General features: G+C 41.5%; 21 protein-coding genes. 11 read left to right on the forward strand and 10 right to left on the reverse strand.

Translation table 11 applies throughout. The features are described 5' to 3' along the window. Positions 1-231 precede the first annotated feature (231 nt). The 5 genes from clpS (at position 232) to RRG12_RS06320 (ending at position 3178) form a co-directional block, all read left to right on the forward strand. Positions 232-513 carry an ATP-dependent Clp protease adapter ClpS gene (clpS, locus tag RRG12_RS06300; RefSeq protein ID WP_069070124.1) on the forward strand — a complete coding sequence of 94 codons (282 nt, stop codon included), beginning with the start codon at positions 232-234 and terminating at the stop codon, positions 511-513. A 66-nt stretch (positions 514-579) separates the two neighbouring features. Then, positions 580-1410, forward strand: a complete 831-nt coding sequence (locus RRG12_RS06305) for a CPBP family intramembrane glutamic endopeptidase (RefSeq protein WP_420758704.1) — start codon at positions 580-582, stop codon at positions 1408-1410. A gap of 235 nt (positions 1411-1645) precedes the next feature. Beyond that, on the forward strand, positions 1646-2149 hold the full coding sequence (locus RRG12_RS06310) for a pentapeptide repeat-containing protein (RefSeq protein ID WP_420758705.1): 504 nt from the start codon (positions 1646-1648) through the stop codon (positions 2147-2149). A 421-nt stretch (positions 2150-2570) separates the two neighbouring features. Continuing rightward, on the forward strand, positions 2571-2798 hold the full coding sequence (locus tag RRG12_RS06315) for a DUF2281 domain-containing protein (protein WP_420758706.1): 228 nt from the start codon (positions 2571-2573) through the stop codon (positions 2796-2798). Continuing rightward, on the forward strand, positions 2795-3178 hold the full coding sequence (locus RRG12_RS06320) for a type II toxin-antitoxin system VapC family toxin (RefSeq protein WP_420758707.1): 384 nt from the start codon (positions 2795-2797) through the stop codon (positions 3176-3178). Before RRG12_RS06315 ends, RRG12_RS06320 begins: the two co-directional genes overlap by 4 nt. Before the next feature lie 70 nt (positions 3179-3248). Here the strand turns inward: RRG12_RS06320 and RRG12_RS06325 are convergent, their stop codons facing one another. Beyond that, positions 3249-3437, reverse strand: a complete 189-nt coding sequence (locus RRG12_RS06325; protein WP_420758708.1) for a hypothetical protein — start codon at positions 3435-3437, stop codon at positions 3249-3251. 269 nt (positions 3438-3706) lie between these two features. Between RRG12_RS06325 and RRG12_RS06330 the strand changes: the two genes are divergently transcribed. Further along, positions 3707-5449 (forward strand): IS1634 family transposase, encoded by a 1743-nt coding sequence (locus RRG12_RS06330; protein WP_420758750.1) that lies wholly within the window; start codon positions 3707-3709, stop codon positions 5447-5449. Here RRG12_RS06330 and RRG12_RS06335 read toward each other — a convergent pair. From RRG12_RS06335 to RRG12_RS06350, 4 genes are all read right to left on the reverse strand, one after another. Then, the gene (locus RRG12_RS06335) at positions 5416-6078 is read right to left on the reverse strand and encodes a hypothetical protein (RefSeq protein ID WP_420758709.1); all 663 of its coding nucleotides are present in this window, start codon (positions 6076-6078) and stop codon (positions 5416-5418) included. The two genes, RRG12_RS06330 and RRG12_RS06335, sit on opposite strands and share 34 nt — an antisense overlap. 172 nt (positions 6079-6250) lie before the next feature. Continuing rightward, on the reverse strand, positions 6251-6889 hold the full coding sequence (locus RRG12_RS06340) for a pentapeptide repeat-containing protein (protein ID WP_420758710.1): 639 nt from the start codon (positions 6887-6889) through the stop codon (positions 6251-6253). Beyond that, a complete protein-coding gene (locus RRG12_RS06345; protein WP_069070155.1) occupies positions 6886-8274 on the reverse strand; it encodes a DICT sensory domain-containing protein in 1389 nt (462 codons plus the stop codon). Before RRG12_RS06345 ends, RRG12_RS06340 begins: the two co-directional genes overlap by 4 nt. 87 nt (positions 8275-8361) lie before the next feature. Continuing rightward, entirely contained in the window at positions 8362-9954 is a 1593-nt protein-coding gene (locus RRG12_RS06350) for a photosystem II high light acclimation radical SAM protein (protein ID WP_069070129.1), read from the reverse strand. A 587-nt stretch (positions 9955-10541) separates the two neighbouring features. Here RRG12_RS06350 and RRG12_RS06355 point away from each other — a divergent pair. From RRG12_RS06355 to RRG12_RS06370, 4 genes are all read left to right on the forward strand, one after another. Then, positions 10542-10937, forward strand: a complete 396-nt coding sequence (locus tag RRG12_RS06355) for a DUF1830 domain-containing protein (protein WP_069070130.1) — start codon at positions 10542-10544, stop codon at positions 10935-10937. Positions 10938-11068: 131 nt separating this feature from the next. Further along, entirely contained in the window at positions 11069-11530 is a 462-nt protein-coding gene (locus tag RRG12_RS06360; protein WP_069070131.1) for a DUF4079 domain-containing protein, read from the forward strand. Between the two features lie 103 nt (positions 11531-11633). Continuing rightward, on the forward strand, positions 11634-12200 hold the full coding sequence (locus RRG12_RS06365) for a hypothetical protein (protein WP_420758711.1): 567 nt from the start codon (positions 11634-11636) through the stop codon (positions 12198-12200). 55 nt (positions 12201-12255) lie between these two features. Next, positions 12256-13029, forward strand: a complete 774-nt coding sequence (locus RRG12_RS06370) for an ABC transporter ATP-binding protein (protein WP_420758712.1) — start codon at positions 12256-12258, stop codon at positions 13027-13029. Positions 13030-13131: 102 nt separating this feature from the next. Here RRG12_RS06370 and RRG12_RS06375 read toward each other — a convergent pair whose 3' ends face one another. After that, positions 13132-13905: a response regulator transcription factor gene (locus tag RRG12_RS06375; RefSeq protein WP_069070133.1), complete on the reverse strand. Its 774-nt coding sequence runs from the start codon at positions 13903-13905 to the stop codon at positions 13132-13134. 588 nt (positions 13906-14493) lie between these two features. Between RRG12_RS06375 and RRG12_RS06380 the strand changes: the two genes are divergently transcribed. Next, positions 14494-14742, forward strand: coding sequence for a DUF6761 family protein (locus RRG12_RS06380; RefSeq protein WP_069070134.1), 249 nt, complete (start codon positions 14494-14496; stop codon positions 14740-14742). Between the two features lie 577 nt (positions 14743-15319). On the opposite strand, the gene grxD is transcribed toward RRG12_RS06380, so the two are convergent. The 4 genes from grxD to RRG12_RS06400 all read right to left on the reverse strand — a co-directional run bounded on the left by grxD (position 15320) and on the right by RRG12_RS06400 (position 18072). Further along, positions 15320-15643: a Grx4 family monothiol glutaredoxin gene (gene grxD / locus RRG12_RS06385; protein WP_420758713.1), complete on the reverse strand. Its 324-nt coding sequence runs from the start codon at positions 15641-15643 to the stop codon at positions 15320-15322. 91 nt (positions 15644-15734) lie between these two features. Next, positions 15735-15992, reverse strand: a complete 258-nt coding sequence (locus RRG12_RS06390) for a BolA family protein (RefSeq protein ID WP_069070136.1) — start codon at positions 15990-15992, stop codon at positions 15735-15737. Positions 15993-16212: 220 nt separating this feature from the next. Further along, positions 16213-16821: a hypothetical protein gene (locus tag RRG12_RS06395; protein WP_069070137.1), complete on the reverse strand. Its 609-nt coding sequence runs from the start codon at positions 16819-16821 to the stop codon at positions 16213-16215. 495 nt (positions 16822-17316) lie between these two features. Continuing rightward, positions 17317-18072: a lysophospholipid acyltransferase family protein gene (locus RRG12_RS06400; RefSeq protein ID WP_420758714.1), complete on the reverse strand. Its 756-nt coding sequence runs from the start codon at positions 18070-18072 to the stop codon at positions 17317-17319. Between the last annotated feature and the right edge of the window lie 110 nt (positions 18073-18182).

Consider the following 18182-nt stretch of genomic DNA (forward strand, 5'->3'; position numbering starts at 1 on the left):
TACGTTAAGGAAAGCTTCTGTAAAATTAGGGTAGCACTCTTATGGCAGCCATGTCTTAGACATCTGTCTCACAAGTGGCTACGCAAAACTAATACAACCAATCCCTGGCAGCAAAGAGTTTTCCTAGCATAGTATCTGAGCAGAAATACTATAGAATAGGTAAACGACTGTTAAGCGATCGCAAAACAGAGATTTTGTTGTAGTGAAGTAACGAGAAAAGAGCAAAGAGCCGTGTCAGTTGAAACTATTCAAAAGCCTTCCACAACCCGCAAGCTCGCGCCTCGGTATCGCGTTTTGCTCCATAACGACGACTACAACTCTATGGAGCATGTTGTACAGTCACTAATAGCCACTGTACCAAGCCTTACCCAACCCCAAGCTGTGAGCATCATGATGGAAGCCCATACTAACGGGCTAGCTTTAGTCATTACTTGCGCCCTGGAACACGCTGAGTTTTATTGCGAAACATTGAAAAGTCACGGTTTAAGTAGCACGATTGAACCTGATGAATAGTCATTGGTCATTGGTCATTGGTCATTAGTAGAAATATAGAGTATTGACTGGTGACTTAACATTGGTATGAAAAAAAACCTTGTCCATTTAGCTGAACGCCCTGCCCCTATTAGGCTGGGTGCTTTTATTTTGACTTTACTGTTGCTATGGTTGCCATTTGCTACACCAATATACTTACTAGTGCATGATTCAAACTTAGAAAGTATATTGACTTTGGTATTGTTATATGGAATATTTATTTTTCTCCTGAGACTATGGGGTAAATATGTCTACCAGCAGCCCCAAATTCTGAGGCATTATGGCTTAGAATTCACGCGGCAAAACGGTGTGGATTTACTGCGTGGCTTGGCTCTGGGGATAATTAATATTCTGATACTTTTTGGGGTACAAAGTTTGTTGGGTTGGTTGGTGTGGCAACAACCGAAAGTTTTTTTGCTGAAAGTTGTTTTTGAGGGTTTACTTGTTGCTTTGGGCATCGGATTTGCTGAGGAATTGTTATTCCGAGGCTGGTTGTTAGATGAGTTACAACGAGATTACAGTCTGCGTGTGGCACTGTGGACAGATGCAACTGCGTTTGCTACATTGCACTTTATTAAACCTTTGGAGGCAATTATTCATACACTGCCGCAATTTCCAGCTTTAGTACTACTGGGGTTAACGCAAGTATGGGGAAAGCGTTGGCGGAGGGGACGCTTGGGTTTTCCAATTGGTTTACATGGTGGTTTAGTTTGGGGTTACTACATTATTAATGTAGGTAAATTAGTGAAATATTCTGGTCAAGTTCCTGATTGGGTAACTGGTGTGAATAATAATCCCCTACAAGGAGTTATGGGAGTGTTGTTAATGAGTGTACTAGCTTTGTGGATACGAGGAAGAACAGAGCGATCGCTTGTCTGATAAGATAAGCGTTAGTTTTTTACGGCAGCAAAAGAGTCAGTTAGTATCTTCTTAAAATTATCTTGATACATATTTACAGGAAATAGTATTCACACCAAATTAATTGATTTTGCTATTATGCATCCCATGATTAAATTGTACAGTGCGTAAGTAAGTCCTAATATTAATGCTTAATTGCTGTGGCAATAGAGTAGTAAAGATAGGATTGTAAATTTAAAAATGATTTAATGAGCTTATGGAAGATAGAAGAGAAAATATCAACAGTCGAAAGTTACTCAAAAGATATGCGGCAGGAGAAAGAGATTTTGCTGGAATTCGCTTCAGTTCGTCAGCATTGGATGGAGTCGATCTGCGCGAAATTGACTTGAGTGAAGCTGATTTGATCAGGGTTGATTTAAGTGGTAGCAACTTGAGTCATGCCAACTTGAGTGGAGCCAGATTGCTGTGTGTAAATTTGTATGCTGCTAATCTCGAAGGTGCTAATTTGCGTGGGGCTGACTTGAGTGGTGCAGATTGCATAGGAACTAACTTCAGAAATGCAGACCTGAGCGAAGCTATTTTAAGTGGTACTGATTTCACTGGGGCTGACTTGTATGCGGTAGAAATGGATGATGCTATTTTGATTGCAACCGACTTTAGAGCAGCCCAAAATTTTAGCAGTCCCGGACAAGGTTCTTTGATTTGTAAAACCTTTTGGGCAGACGGTGAATTCTTCAAAGGCCCCGACTGGCTCGAATGATGTATTTATCAATACTTTTCGATTATGCAGTTTATTAAGTTAATACTCTACTGTTAATTCTCCATAAAATTCGGATGGGAATAAAAACGATCGCCATAATTCACCTTGCGCGATCGCACCTACGCCACATTTTTGACTGAGATAATTCCTTCACTACACCACTGGATCATGGGTAACTGGTGTGAATAAAAATCCCCTGCTAGGAGTGATAGGGTATTGTTAATGAGTGTACTAGCTTTGGGGATACGAGGGCGAACTGAGCGATCGCCTCTTTGATAGGATAAGCACTGGCTTACATACACACTAGTAATCAAGCGGACATGATATTAAAGTGCTTATCCAAACCGTATTAAAATGTATTTGACATTCAAACAAATATAGCTGTGATGTTTTTCATAAAAATTGCCAAGGAGAAAAAACAATGATACAGCCAGTCATTTTAGAAAAATTAGAAGAACTCCCTGAGTCTCTTCAGACAGAAGTGCTTCATTACATTGAGTTTTTGATAGAGAAGCACGTTAAAAACTCTACCGAAGAAAAGCAGACAAACAAGCGTCGCGTTGCTGGAACGATGAAAGGAATGTTTGTTCTGCCATTGCCTAATGACTTTGATGAGCCGCTTCAAGATATGAAAGAATATATGGAATGAATAGATTACTATTGGATACTCATGCTTTTATCTGGTTTGTCTCGAATGATGCCACCCTGCCAGTGTTAACTAGAGAAAAAATTGAATCTGCTGAGGCTGTTTTCTTTAGTATTGCCAGTCTTTGGGAAATGGCGATTAAACTCAACATTGGAAAACTATCCCTACAGGGTGCTTTTGAAGAGATTGAACCTAAAGTAATTGCTGCGGGTATAACGATTCTCCCTATTACCTTTCCCCATACTGTTCAATTCCGTTATTTACCACTCCATCATCGAGATCCGTTTGATCGTATTCTGGTGGCACAGGCGATAAATCATTCCCTTGTTTTGATTAGTCGTGATTCGGCTTTTGATGCCTATAATATTCAGCGGGTTTGGTGATGAAAAAGTGGTTACGGCACGTAGCATCAAATATCCTCCCGTGGAAAGCTAGCCCATTCTTCACTACGGGCTATATCGATTCATGTGCGGAAGGTGCATTTCCTAAATCAGCACATAGTCCCCACAAGGATTGGCGAGGAAGAGTAGAGAGTTTATCTGTTAACTCGCGTTCTATATCAGGAGCAATTTGCTGGATCAAACGTACTTTATCTACAGTTGAAAGCTGCTTTGCTAGTTTGATGATTTCTTGTAAACTCACAAATTTTCACCTGCTTCATCTGCAAAAATTTTAACAATAGCTAAGAATACTGCAAAACCACGAAGTAGTGACCTTCGGATGGGAATAAAAACGATCGCCATAATTCACCTTGCGCGTTCTTTTTTACATACAAACTTAATTTAATTACTGTGCGTTCGCTGATTTTAAGGCAGTCAAAGGAATTAATTCCTTGAGGGGTAATGATTAAGAGGATTTTTGAAGCAACTCCCTGATGAGAGTGGATTTGGGGGTAGTTTGAGTAGAGAATGATGTCAGGTGGTGGTGCATCGATGAGTGAGACAGAAGTAAAAATAAGCTCCGAGCGGATAGACGATATTCCATTAATAGTTGAATGGCTTGCTCAGATAGAGATAGCCAAACATATCGACCAAAAACTGAAGAAGCCGCACGGAAACCACCAAGGAATGAGCTACGGGCAGTTGAGTGTATTATTACTAACGTATATAATCACTCAATCAGACCATCGGTTATGTGCAGTCGAAGAATGGGTAGAAACACATCGAAAGATTTTGGAATTGACAACGGGGTGGTCGATAGGAAACAAAGATGTCAGTGATGACAGATTGGGAAGGGTAGTAGAAGAATTAGGCAAGCAATCACTTGCTAGACAAGAAATAGAAATTAAATTAGGAAGGCAGATAATTAGAGCATACGAATTACCGACAAAAATTGCACGCACAGACACAACAAGCTTCAGTGTAAATCATGAAAACACAAGTCATCTAGAAGACAATCTATTGCGTCATGGCTACTCCAAAGATAAACGCCCAGACTTATTGCAATATCGTCAGTTACTAGCAACGCTCGACCCGATGGGAATGCCGTTAGTCAGCGCCACTCTTGAAGGCAATGGAGCCGATGACCCTTTATATTTTCCCACCTGGCAAAAGATACAAAAAGTAATTGGGCACAAACATTTTGTCTTCATCGCTGACTGTAAGGCTGGTTCGATCTCAACCCGTGCCAACATCGCATTAAATGGAGGATTTTACTGTGTTCCCTTGCCAATGAGCGGACAAAACCCCCAATTGCTCAAACAATGGGTAAAACAATCATCAACAGAAATCATCGATATTCGTTTACCCCAACAAGAAGAACAAGAAACTGCTGTTGGTAAAGGTTTTGAGGTTGAGTTGGGTAAGTTTTGGTTAAATCCAGAAACAAATAAATGGGTTCGTTGGCACGAACGCTATTTGGTAGTTTATTCCCACAAGCTTGCTCTAGGAGCGATTGATAGTCAAAACAAACGCATCAATCAAGCTCAACTTGCCTTGGAGAAATTAGCCAATAAACCAGGAACCGAGCTAGATGTGCTTACTTATAAGGTTGAGAATATCCTCAAACGCCATCGCGTTACTGATTTTTTCTCAACTACGATTACAGAACAAACACGAACAGAAACTCGCCATCAAAGACGAGGACGACCCTCGAAAAATACTCTACAACAACAGGTTACTTCGACACGGCTTCAACTCCAAATTGAGAAAATTGATAGTGCAATTGTTGAAGCAGAAATTTTGGCTGGTTGGCGATTGTACGTAACTAATGCACCTACCGAACAGCTAACTTTATCTGAGTCGGTAATGTATTACCGAGACGAATGGCTTCTTGAACGCGGTTTTCATCGCTTTAAAAGGGGTTCTTTGCCTGCTTTACCGATTTACTTCCAGAATCAAAACCGAATCACTGGCTTGATGTTTTTATTAAACATTGCTTTGCGCGTTTTTACCCTTATGGAGTTTGTTGTCAGGCAGGCACTTCAACAAGCTGAAGATTCTTTGCAAGGTCTTTATGATGGCAATCCCAAACGAAAAACTCCTCGTCCTTCTGCCGAACAAATGCTTAAGGCTTTTTGTCACCTAACTCTTTACTTCCTCCCTGATTCTACGGTCTTCATTACCCCTATTAACCAGCTTCAAAAACAGATTCTTTTATTGATGAAAATCCCTGAATCCATTTATGAGCTTGAACTTAAGCCCTGTAAGACATAATTCTCACTCACAAGGTCAAAATGAGCGAACGTCCAGTAATTAGGCTTGACAATGGGTAATCCCAACCAGTCATTTAGTTCAGTAACTAACCAATCAAGTTCATCTTCAGACACTAAAGATATAGAAATCCTGTATTTAGATTCTCCCGCCCAAATAATAATTTCAGATTCATATATGCTACCTAAGTAGTCAGGTGCATAGTCAGATAAAGAACTAAGTTTTATATGGCGTTTAATACGTTCTAACTTGTTAATATCTTGCCGGGCATTGGAGTTTTCTTCATATATCCTCACTCCCAATATTTCCTGAATTAAAGAAATTTTTTTCTGATTAATCTCTAGCCGTGTATTTGCCAAAATCTTGCCAATATAATTAGCAAATATAAAGAACATTGCTATGGCAAAAATCCCCCAAGGAATAGAGAATAAAACTAAGACAATTTTAGAGGACAAATCAGCCCAATAAATACCAAAGAGAATTGCAACCAAGACTATACTAGGAATAAGAAACATTATCCCGAAGGTAATTAGAGCCACATAAACTTTGCTAAATCCTGGTAAGGGAAATATGATTTCCAAAGACTCTTCGTCTTTCTTTAATATGACTCTACTATTTTGTGGTTTTGGCATATCAGATTGGACTTATGAGGAGCAAGCAACTTGATATCCAGAAGGTGCTATTTGGGCTATAGTATTTTGGGCAGATATCAGGAGGTTGGGTTACGCAAAGCCTCCACCCAACCTACAATTTCTTTGCAACTTTGTTCCATGAAGGAGAAAAAACTACACCTTTCCGCGATCCTCATAAACTCGTCTCAACCACAGTACCCACCAAACAGGCTTTATTCAAATTAACACCGCTCAAATTTGCACCTTCTAACTCTGCACAAAGTAAATTAGCTCCCGTCAAATTCGCCCCTGCCAAATTCGCCCCCCGTAAATCAGCTTCTTCCAGGTTTGCTTCACTCAATAAAGCCCCTTGCAAATCGGCGCGACTCAAATCTGCACCTTTGAGATTTGCCCCTGTCAAATTTGCACCGCGCAAGTCAGCACCGCGCAAATCAACGCCTTGTAAGTTGACGTTCATCAAATTAGCACCACTCAAGAAAGCACCCACCAATGACACATCACTGAGTCTGGCTCCCATCAAGTTAGCGCCGCGCAAATTACTACCCCGCAAGTCAGCGCCCGTTAAATCTGCTTGCATCAGGTTTGCTCCCATCAGATTCGCCCGCAAGTCAGTTTGTTGGAGGTTGGCTCCCATCAAATTTGCCCCCTCCAAATGTCCACCTTCGAGTTTAGAACCAGCAAAATTAGCACCTACAAGGGTAGCGCCAGCAAGATTAATCCGGCTTAAATCCAGTCGGGAGAGTTCCTCGTCTTCTAAATTTGCGCCTGGAAGTTGTTTGAGTTTTCCTAATTTAATGGCTTCAATATTCATGTAAAGTAACTACTAATCTCTTCACTGATCTTGCTGTGGCTATCCCATTGGGAATCAAGTATCCAGATGCCGGCGCTGAATTTGGGTGTCATCAAGGGTAAGTCGAGTCCCTGTTGTAAACCCATAACTAATAAAGCTAGGGTATCTACAAGTTTAGGGTCAAAGCGCGTAGATTCTTGCTGTTTGCACTCATCTAAAGCTTGAGTAAATATCTGTTCCCGGCTTTGATTTGACGATTTTCGCTGATTGACTCGCCACTGAAAGTCTGCCAATAATGCCAAAATTCTCGACTCTAGGGGAATTTCATCTCCAGCTAAACCTGCTGGTTCCCCTGTGCCATTCCACCACTCGCTTTGGTGAGTAATAATTTGGGCAACTGCTCGTAATCTTGGCATAGTTCGCAATACTTGCGCCCCTGGTATTAAAGGACAACTGGGGGCATCTTCTTGATAGCGTGTTGGTATATTACCAGAAGTCAGGACACTTTCGGCATTTTGTAATGGATCTATGCGATGTAACAAAGCCGCTAGCCGCAATCTCTTAATCTGCCATGCGGGAAGATCCAAAAGCTGGGCGATCGCTTCAGCAAGTACTACTACTTCCGCAGCTGCCATTGGATTGTTGACATCTGCCATATCCATCAGTTGCGCCATTCGCAAAAAGGCTTGGATTTCGTTAGAAACCAAGTTGCGATCTAGGGTTTGTTTCTGAAGGGCTGTAGGGATGGATAAATTCTCTTGCCCAGTCTGGAGATAATCTACTACACGAGAGACAACTGCACCTAAATTTTGGGATCTATCCATTGACGGTACAATTTGCTGCTTATCGCTTGTGAGTTTTTCCGCCAATTCTGGATTGTATTTTTTGATGTGAGCGATCGCAATTTCTGCTGTCTCTTGTACTAACTCTGGCTCAAATGTCCACAAGCCATAAAATTTACGCTCTAAATCTGATGTCGGTACTCCAGCGCTGCCATAATCAGCCTCAGATAATTCTTGACAAATTACCATTGCTGTGTATTTAGACGATAAAATAATTAAGTGCCACTCTTGCGCCACCGGATCGCCTGCATCTAATCCTACCAAGTCTACATTGGGTAGCTGGCTGGTAGGATGTTCAGCAAAGCCAGATTCCGCAGCTGCCATAATCGCAATTTCGCGGCTGTACTGGGCGATGTCTGCATATCGATCAGCTTCTTGTAGATACCATTTACCTTGTTGAAAGGCTGTAATGACTAAGGGTGTACCGTCATCGGTTAAGATATGGTCTTCTAAAGCGTGGCACAGGGCAACTAAGGTATTTTTGTAGTAAACACCGAATCGAATTGGCCTGGTGGTATGACGATGGGCTGCTTCAAGCTGTTGTAGGATTGAACCTTCTAACATGGGATTTGGTAAAAATAACCGCAGAGGCACTGAGGAAGATAGAGGGAGAAATTCAGAATTCTGAATTTCCCCACATTTTAGTGTTTTCTAGGATACACCCGCTAACTGTTTTTCTTTCGTCTCTAATGGTGCTGTCAGTGCTGCTTCTAAGTCAGCACAACCCAGTTTTTCTTCTAAGATTTTCATGACTTCGCGTCCGAAGTCGTTGGGGTTTTGTTGCCAAGCTTGCAAGCAGACTTCGCCGAAGAATGAACCAAGGGGTTCGGGATTCCAGAGAAGTTTTTTGGCTGTCCACGGCATCAAACTCATTGGATCGTACCCTGGTTTGAGGATGCCTTCTTTGAAAGCGTATTCTTCTAAATGGGTATGGGGTTGTAGTCCAATAAAGAAAATGGCGGGTTCGACTTTATCAGCACCAAAAATCCGTTCTAGTTCGCGGTGGTAAGCGATGGTTTGACGGATGGTTTCGGGACGTTCGTCAATCACGTTAAAGGAGTAATTGACGGAAACTACGTCGTTGAAACCAGCAGCTTTTAAGTCACGGCAGTTTTGCAAGACGGTTCGCAAGTTATACCCCATCCGCATTTTCCGCACGAGTTCTTGAGAACCACTGGTAATCCCGATTTCAAAGTAGTTCATCCCGGTTTTCGCCATCAAGTCACACAACTCTGGTGTCAAATTGTCGGCTCTGATATATGCTGCCCAGTGGATATCTGTCATACCAGAATCAACTATTTTTTGCAATAGTTCTACAGCATCGGGGATAAATTTTTTCGCGGGGATGAATTGGGCATCGGTAAACCAGAAATTGCGAATGCCGCGATCGTATAATTGGCGCATCTCAGCAACTACTTCATCTGCTGGGTTGATGCGTACTTGTTTGCCTTCGACGACGGTGTAGACGCAATAACAACAGTTGTGAGGACAACCACGCTTCGTTTGTACACCTATATAAAAGTCTTGTTCTTGCAGGTAAAAGTTAAATTCCGGCCAGATGCTTTCGATATAGTCGTAGTTACAAGCTGTTTTTTCTATTGGGGTGGGTTGTTCGTGAATTAGCCGTTTTCGTGGTTGAGTTTCTCCGGCAACGTAACAGCGTTCATCTCGAAAATCTCTGCCACTTAAAAGTTTTTCCAGCAGAGTTTCGCCTTCACCCACAGAAATAATTGTTCCTTGGGGTAAGCTTTTACCCAATTGTTCGTAAAATACACTGACTGCACCGCCACCGACAACTACACGAGCATCAGAATTATATTTTTGGGCACGCTTTAAACCGCGTTTGATTAAGCCCTGATTTTGCCACAACTCTACATAGTAAGCGATGAAGATTCGCAAACCGCCCAATCCCCCACGTAGTTTCAGTAGAGGATTCTTGGCGTAGTAAAATTCAAAGGCGTTTTGCAGTGGGTTGCCACCACGTCCACCAACTGGGGCATAAATTTGAATATCCCGCCAAGAGAATACTAGTAGTGTCGGTTTAAATTCATCAATACAGCGATCCAGAGCCGAACTGTAATCTAAAGGTGGCACTGTTCCTAAATCAAAGATGCGCTGTTCAATATTAGGAAACTGCTTGTGGACATGATCGCTCAGGTAGACAACCCCAATAGGAAAGATGGGGTTACAAGGAAGGCGAACGTAAAGAATTCGATTTTCCATCATCTGTGTTTTAACTTCCATCTTGCCAATCTGTGGAGAAAGCGAGAGAAACATCTAGTCTTACAGTGTGTGCTTGTTTTATTTGGTTTTATTTATCACAATCGTGCTTGACATTTCAGCCGATTGTTGGTATTAGAAACCTGCTGTTAGCAACTGCGGAAAACGCTAAAATTGCTGTGCATAAAACATACATAGAATCTATAGAGAGGTTTATGAAGACATTTTTCATATAGCTTTACCATAACATCGAGTTTATTCATTAAGTGATGATCCCAGGCGATTAATTCTGAGATAGATGAAACAGCAAAACTCACTTCCTCGCTATGATAAAAGCAAGGGGATCGTTGTTATGTCAATTCCCTAACAATCTGCTTTCAGAGAATTTAAGCTTTTATACCAGGATAAAATATTAAAAACTTTTATTTATAGTGTATAATTCCGAAAAAGGTGTGAATAATTACAAAATTTTCATAACTAAAAATATATCTTTAGACAGAAATAATCTACAAATACTCAGTTGGTATTCGCAGTTACAACAACTGGGGATCAGTGGATGCTAGGCTTGGCTAGTGTAATGTAAAATTGTGGCGTAAAGCTCCTCAGCAGTTATGGCTCAAATATTAGATCCTCTACCACCTGAGCAATCAGGAAAAATTCTCTGCTGCTACATTAATGCCACGAGCAAAATACAGGTAGCTCGCATCTGCAATATTCCCAACTGGTACTTTGAAAGGGTTGTTTTCCCTGGACAACGTTTAGTTTTTGAAGCTCCGCGAAAAGGTCAAGTGGAGATTCATACAGGGATGATGGCAAGTGCAATTTTATCCGATAAGATTCCGTGCGATCGCCTGATGCTCGAAGAACCCAGTACTTATGAGTTTGATACAGACTCATCAGATGGAAAAGACCCTATTAATACCAAATTAATGGTGCAGCAAATTAATACAAAAATCGGAGATACTACAAAACCCTTGCAAATCCTTGGTTTAGCATCGGTTGATTAAAAAAAACAATTTTATCTAAATTTAAGGGTTGCTAATTCAGCAGCCCTTTTTGTTTATATATTTATTGGTCATTTGTCATTAATTATCCTCCTCTGCTCTCCTGCCCCCCACTCTCATTTACAATCAATCTTATGAATCTGCCTTCATTTCTTTGGTTGTGGAAAATAGCCGCCTGGTCTATGGGGTTGTCCCTGCTGGCATATCTGATGTTAGCAGTCACCGGCGTTTGGATGTTTCGGGCGAGAACTTCGCAGCAATTTCCTTTTATCACGCCATTTATGGGCGGTAATAAAGGGGTGCGATCGCTCCACTATGCAATGGGCATCAGCATGGTAAGTTTAGTGCTACTGTTGCTAGCAATTGGCATTGTTGGCACTTGGGGGCACTTTGGTTCACTAGGACACTCGTCACACTTAGTTGCTGGGTTAATAGTCGTAGCATTAGTTTTACTATCTGCTTTTAGCGCCACACAAATTAGTGTCAGACGACCTTGGGCTAGACCCTTACACATCGGCGTAAATATTATTCTATTTATAGGATTTGCCTGGGTATCCCTTACTGGTTGGATTGTAGTACAAAAGTATTTACCCTAAAAAATTACGAATTACGAATTATTAAAGTGGCATACCTTATTTGCAACACTCCAGCTAAAACATAGACCTACCCTACAATGAAGAAAAACATTGTAATTGAGCCGTGACAGCAAACTCAGCCAATATCTCAGCTTCTATTTTTCGTCTGTCTCCTTTGATTCGGATAACGTTGCTAAGTCTATACATAGCACTCACAGTCCCATTACCTTTTTTATCGCAGGTAACAGCCGCACCCGTACCTCCAGAATTATTGTGGATAGGGATTGGTATAGGTTTTGTTGCCTTGTACGCAGTATTAACTGAACAAGTAATGGTAGATGACGAGGGAATTCAGGTTACTTACCCCGCCTGGGTGCCGAGGTTTTTTCGTAAAGGCTGGTATTTACCTTGGTCACAAGTCAAAGAGATAAAACCCCGCAGCACTGGACAAGGAGGGCTAGTTTATTACTTCCTCAGCCAGGATGGGAAAGCTTATTTATTACCGATGCGTGTAGCTGGATTTGCCCGTTTGGTGCAAATTGTCCAAGCAAAAACGAGCATTGACACCACAGATGTTCGCCCTTTAGCGCAGCCGTGGATGTACCTGATTTTACTAGTATTCACACTGCTGCTACTATTAGTCGATGGTTGGGCGATCGCTACAGCATTAACTACTGCACAATTAACTTAAAATTGGGTGTGGGTATTGTTTTATCCCCACTCCCCACTCCCCACTCCCCACTCCCTTGAACACAGCAAAAGCCACACTCAGGCTAGAGCAAGTTAATCTGTTTACAAAGCTGAAAACCCAACTTCCTGGCAATCAGCAGGGATACCCCATATTGCAGGATATTTCCTTAGAGGTATTCCAGAGCGATCGCATTGTAATTGTAGGCCCAGTAGGCGCTGGAAAAACTTCGTTATTACGCCTTATCAACCGCCTAATTGAACCCACAAGTGGTAAACTCTATCTCGAAAATCAAGAATATCGCCAAATTCCTGTCATCCAGCTACGCCAAATAGTGACACTTGTATTGCAAGAATCTAAACTGTTGGGGATGACAGTTGGGCAATCCTTGGCTTATCCTTTAGTTTTGCGTGGTTTGCCCAAACAGACAATTCAGCAACGAGTCAATTACTGGACAGACCAACTGCACATTCCCAATGAATGGTTAGAGCGAACAGAGGTGCAACTTTCTGCGGGACAACGACAACTAGTAGCGATCGCTCGTGCTTTAGTCATCCAGCCTAAAATATTATTATTAGACGAGCCAACCTCTGCCCTAGATGCTGGTACGGCTACTTATCTAATGCAAATCTTAACCCAGTTGAGTCAAACTCATCAAACCACAATTCTGATGGTAAATCACCAACTGGAACTAGCCCAGATGTTTTGCAATCGGTTATTACACCTGCAACAAGGTCATTTATTCGCAAATCAAACAGCCTCAGAGATAGACTGGATTGAATTACGAAAAAGCCTGATTCAAGCAACAGAGCAAGACGATTTTGGATTTTAAATTTTGGATGAGTCAATTGTCATTGGGCATGGGGCATTGGGTATTGGGCATTGGACATAAGTTATTTTCCTCATCTCCCTCATATCCCACTCCCCATTTCCATCACACTTGACTACTACTAAGTGTTGAACGTTGATTACTAAATCTTTCTCTAGCTAACTTTGTTGTTTGTGACTGTGAAATATTAGTATTCAAAATTTCCATGTTAAAACGGTATCCAACATTGCGGATAGTTTGAATCAAATTGGGTTGCCGGGGATCAAGTTCAACCTTTTTCCGCAGCGACAAAACATGAGTATCAATGGTACGAGGGTTATCGATAGCATCAGGCCAAGCACGACGCAGCAATTCCGACCTACTCAGAGGTACTCCCCCAGCTTGTGCCAAAACGTACAGCAAACTGAATTCCTGGGGCGTTAAGTCAATGAACTCCCCTTGGAAACGGACACGACGCTGAACTAAATCGATTTGCAAAGTGCCATAATCCAAGTAAGCTGGTGCAGTAGGTGTGCGCTTCCGCCGAATCAGTGCCTCTACCCGTGCCAAAAACTCTTGCATCCCAAAAGGTTTGCTCAAGTAATCATCTGCACCCGCCTTTAAACCTGCAACGATATCAGCTTCACTATTACGGGCAGATAGCATTAAGATTAGAGGCTGTTGCTGACGATGCAACCAACGACAAAACTCAATGCCATCACCATCAGGCAGGTCTGCATCTAAGACTACCAGTGTTGGTTGATGGCTTAAAAATACTTCCCTTGCTTGATAAATGCTGGCAGCTTGATGCACACGGTATTCCAGTTGTTGCAAGTGCCAACCCAACAACGACCTCAGATGGGGATTCCCCTCAATGATTTCTATACAAACCGAACCCACGGCGGCAAGACCCCTTAGCGTCTGATGACTTTCAAAGTAACAAGCCCATCTCTAAGGTTTTGTAGCCTTTGTTACTTCAATTACTATTAGCTTTACATTTCCTCATAAAAAGAGTGGCAATATCTTTAATTTATGCCTTGCTAAAAGGCGATTAGAAATATTGTTAAATTTTTATTAAATTTATCGAAAGTTTTGTTAGACTTATCAAAAGTTCTTTTAGCTTAATATTCTGTTTTTAGATAGGTGTAATGTGGAAAATATTTATAATGCAACCAGCTAACCATTACTACAACAGCTTTTTAACCTGATGATGAAAGTAGATTTTTTCCACAAAAATCTAGCGTCCCCTATCCAGGAATATAACACCAATAGAATTGGGCTGTTGATCATGAAAATCACAAAAATAACTTAGCTAGTCACTAGAATCGATGTTTTCTGGAATAGGATTAAAGTAGCTTGTAGCTGCTAGGAGGGTACTGATCAAACGTATATGTGTTGACTTTGAGTTGATGCCAAAGTGAAATTACACTTCACATTTGAGCGTGAATCATTTACAATTCTCATTCCAAAGAGATTAATACAGCAGTTATGCTCCAAGACACACAAACCATCCGCTATTACCAAAGACTCACCGACGCCTTCGCCGAGTTATGGAATCGCGGTTATCGCACGGATGATATGCGGATGTATTTGGATGGATATCTAGCCGCATTGCGACATAGCAACGTCATTGAACCATATCTGATTCATCGCCTAGAAGAGGAAGCCAGCCGCTACTTGTACGATGGGTCAAATTTTGCAGTGCCGCAACCACAGCCACAACCCGATTACTACTAAGTACCATTTACTTGGTTATTGATAGTAACCGTTAATTACCGCAGATAACTATAGCATATTATCTGTATTGGTCAACGGGTTGCTGTGGTGTGAAATTTGGAGAAATTATTGTATTGATAAAACGCATCCCCTCAGCCCTATATTGGTCTTGCCAATGCGACTGAGGGGATTGTTGACCTAAGTAAGTGGGCGTAAATAATTAAAGGTTTGTAGTGGGGACTTTAGTCCTCATAAAAAAATATCCAATTATTTATTGTGAGGTGGGGATCTCGTCATTGATGTCAACTTAAGCCGAAACCCATTTAAAACCTCGTTTCTAGCTTCTAGCTGTAATTGTGGGCTGTAGCCTCATTAGGTATTCCTAGTCTTTGACTGGGAACAAGATAATTTCTAAAATCTTGTTCTAAACGGGCTTTCTGGTTATTTCGGTCAAGTCTTTTGATCAGAAACCTATTAAAAAACCTTGAAAGGGGAGGTATATATATTTCCCCTTTCAAGGACATTAAAAACGATACATTGCCTTGATTGCAAAGCACAGATTTAACAACAAACCAAAGGGTATGTTGTTAACCAGAGATTACGAGGCTAGAGCTACTTCTACCTTTTGTTGCAATTCACCTTTCTGGTACAGTTCAATCAAGATGTCAGAACCACCAACGAATTCACCATTGATATACACTTGGGGAATTGTCGGCCAGTTAGAGTATTCTTTAATACCTTGACGGATTTCAGAGTCTGATAGAACATCAATCGTCTCAAAGGGAACTCCCAAGGTATTGAGAATCTGCACAACGTTGTTGGAGAAACCACATTGGGGCATTAACTTGTTTCCCTTCATGAAAACTAAAATCTTGTTCTGTTGTAGCAAGTTATCAATTTTGTCTTTGAGTTCTGGTGTCATGGTACTTGTGTTTCCTATGTTGCATTAGTAGAGTGAGGAGTGAAGAGTGAGGAGTTAAAAATTCATAACTCCTAACTTCTAACTCATAACTTTAGGAACTTGCTGTTGCTTGCCAAGCTTCGGGAGTGTATGTTTTTACCGCCAAGGCATGAATTGCTTCAGTTGACATAGCTTGACCCAACGCACCATAAACTAACTGGTGCTGTTGCACTAGTCCCTTACCTGCAAAGTGCGATGAAACTACTGTCACCTGATAGTGGTCACCGCCACCAGTCAAGTCTTGCACCTGAACCTGGGCGTCTGGCAGTTCCGCCTTGATCATTGCCTCAACCTGCTGCGGACTAATCATCGCAATTCCTGAAAAAACTTACTTTTCTATTATTAACAGATATGGAGCAAATGCCTGTGCCAACTTTAGGTTTTGGCAAGGCTGTAGATAAACACGCCTCTGAGGTGTATTTTTGAGAACGCTCAGTTTTTGGCTACGGTAGATAGCTCTATCCTAGCACTGGGGGATTCCCAGGCGACTGGTTGGGGAGATAAGGAAAAACAGGCAACGCCAATTTAATTTATTTTTTTGGGGATGAGGAAGATGAAGTACCACCTTCTCTGGGATAGGGAGAATCAACAAAACCCAATTCAAACAACTGTTTATAGGCTTTCTTGCCTAAATCCCGCGTCGGATTTTGACTCTTAATTATTTGAACTAACAACGGTACAGCTAATTCTGGCTGATTTTGGGCGCGATGTACCAATGCTAGCTGAAAGGTAGCTTCATCTCGCTTTTGGGCTGTTAATAGAGCTTTTTGACGTTGAGAATCAGAAACTCTATTGTCAATTCCCGAAAAGCTAGAATTTAACTCTTGATAAAAATTAGATAGCTGATTATAAACTTGGCGTGCTTCTTGCAGTTTCTTAGCAGCTAAAGGGTAGTTTTGAGCAGAAACGGCTTGTTCTGCATCTTTTACTAAGCGATCGCCACCTTCAATGCTCAAAAGGCTGTTACTTTGGGTTATGGGGCGGAGGTTATTGGGATCGTTGGGGTCAATGGGTTGTGGTTGGCTGGTAGTGCCTGGTGACTGTGATACCTGAGCATTCACAGGTGATAGCAGACTAAGGACTGCTATGACTGATAAAACAGTACGGTGCATCAAGGTAACAGCGGCAGCAGTGTTCATGGGATCAATTAGTGCGACAACTATATAAACAAGTTATGGAAACTTCGGGTATCTTAACTCTGTTTTGGTCTTGGACAAAGCAAAGTTACATCCTAAGTATCTCTGATTTAGGACTGAAAATCGGTTTAATAGAGTTCCCATTACCCCTGTATAGTAACTAACTTAAATAGTTGTGATTAGCGATACCCACAGTGGACTGAGTTAACACGTTAATTCTCTATATATCATCAATCAATTCAATAGTTTGCAGACAACTCTTAGCTATTTACTCAAAAAAATGCCAATTTGGCTGAATATCGCGTAGATAGAGAGTAATCTATATATGTATACATCCTCAAAGGTTACAAAATATCACTAATCTTTTGTGACTTATTCAGGATGGATATAGCAGTTAACAATTAGTGTCAAACCTTGAAAACGTGCAGTTTCTTAATCATGCACGGTTAATGGTCAATGCTTAAGAGCCAGTCTTGGAACTCTTGATGTTTAACTAGATCAAGAATTAGTAATTTCTGCAAATGCGTGATTAGTAACTTTTGTTTCTTGATGGCTTAATTGTTGCAGTGCCTTTGCCAAATCAGATGTGATGCTTTTGGCATCTTGTTTTATACAGCCACTCATGTAATCCGTCACTCTGATTGGGGAGCCAATGTCAATACTTACATCTGTACCCCAATTTGGATAGGGTTGGCTGTAATTAATACCTATGGGTATAATTTTCACTCCCAGCCCGGAATAACTAGATTCAGCACTCAAAGCAAGACGAGCAATTCCCGGCTTTAACTGGTGAACTTGGCCATCGCGAAAAATATTACCTTCTGGAAAGATTACCAGGGTTTTGTGCTGCTGAAGTAACTCTACTCCATGTCGCAGTGTGCGAATTGACGGATGCTTAGAATTCACAGGAAACCCCCCCAAGCGTCGGACAAACCAGCCTTGCAAACCTTGGCATTCGTCAATAGTCACCATAAACCGCAAGTCTTGCTTTCTCAGACAAGCAGTAGCGTAGGGTACAAGCAACGCATCCCAACGCGCCCGATGGGTAGGCGCAAGGATCACAGGCCCGGTTGTGGGGATATTTTTTTGTCCGGTTATTCTAATTTGTCCAAAGAATAATGGTAATAGGCAGTGACGCCCTAATAAATATGCCAGGGGACTTAACCAAGGAGAAACCCTTGAGGTAGTACGATCTACCTGAGGATTTCCTGGTGGGTGCTGGCAGGTATCGGATGAAGAGTAAAATTCCATCATGACGGATGCAGCTGATTGACGGGTAAAAATTTAACGAAAAGCCTGATTAGTTACACCGTAGATTCTCTTGCGTGACTTGTGTCGTACTAGATGGACAGTTTTACCTCTGT

Source organism: Nostoc sp. CALU 546, from assembly GCF_048836525.1.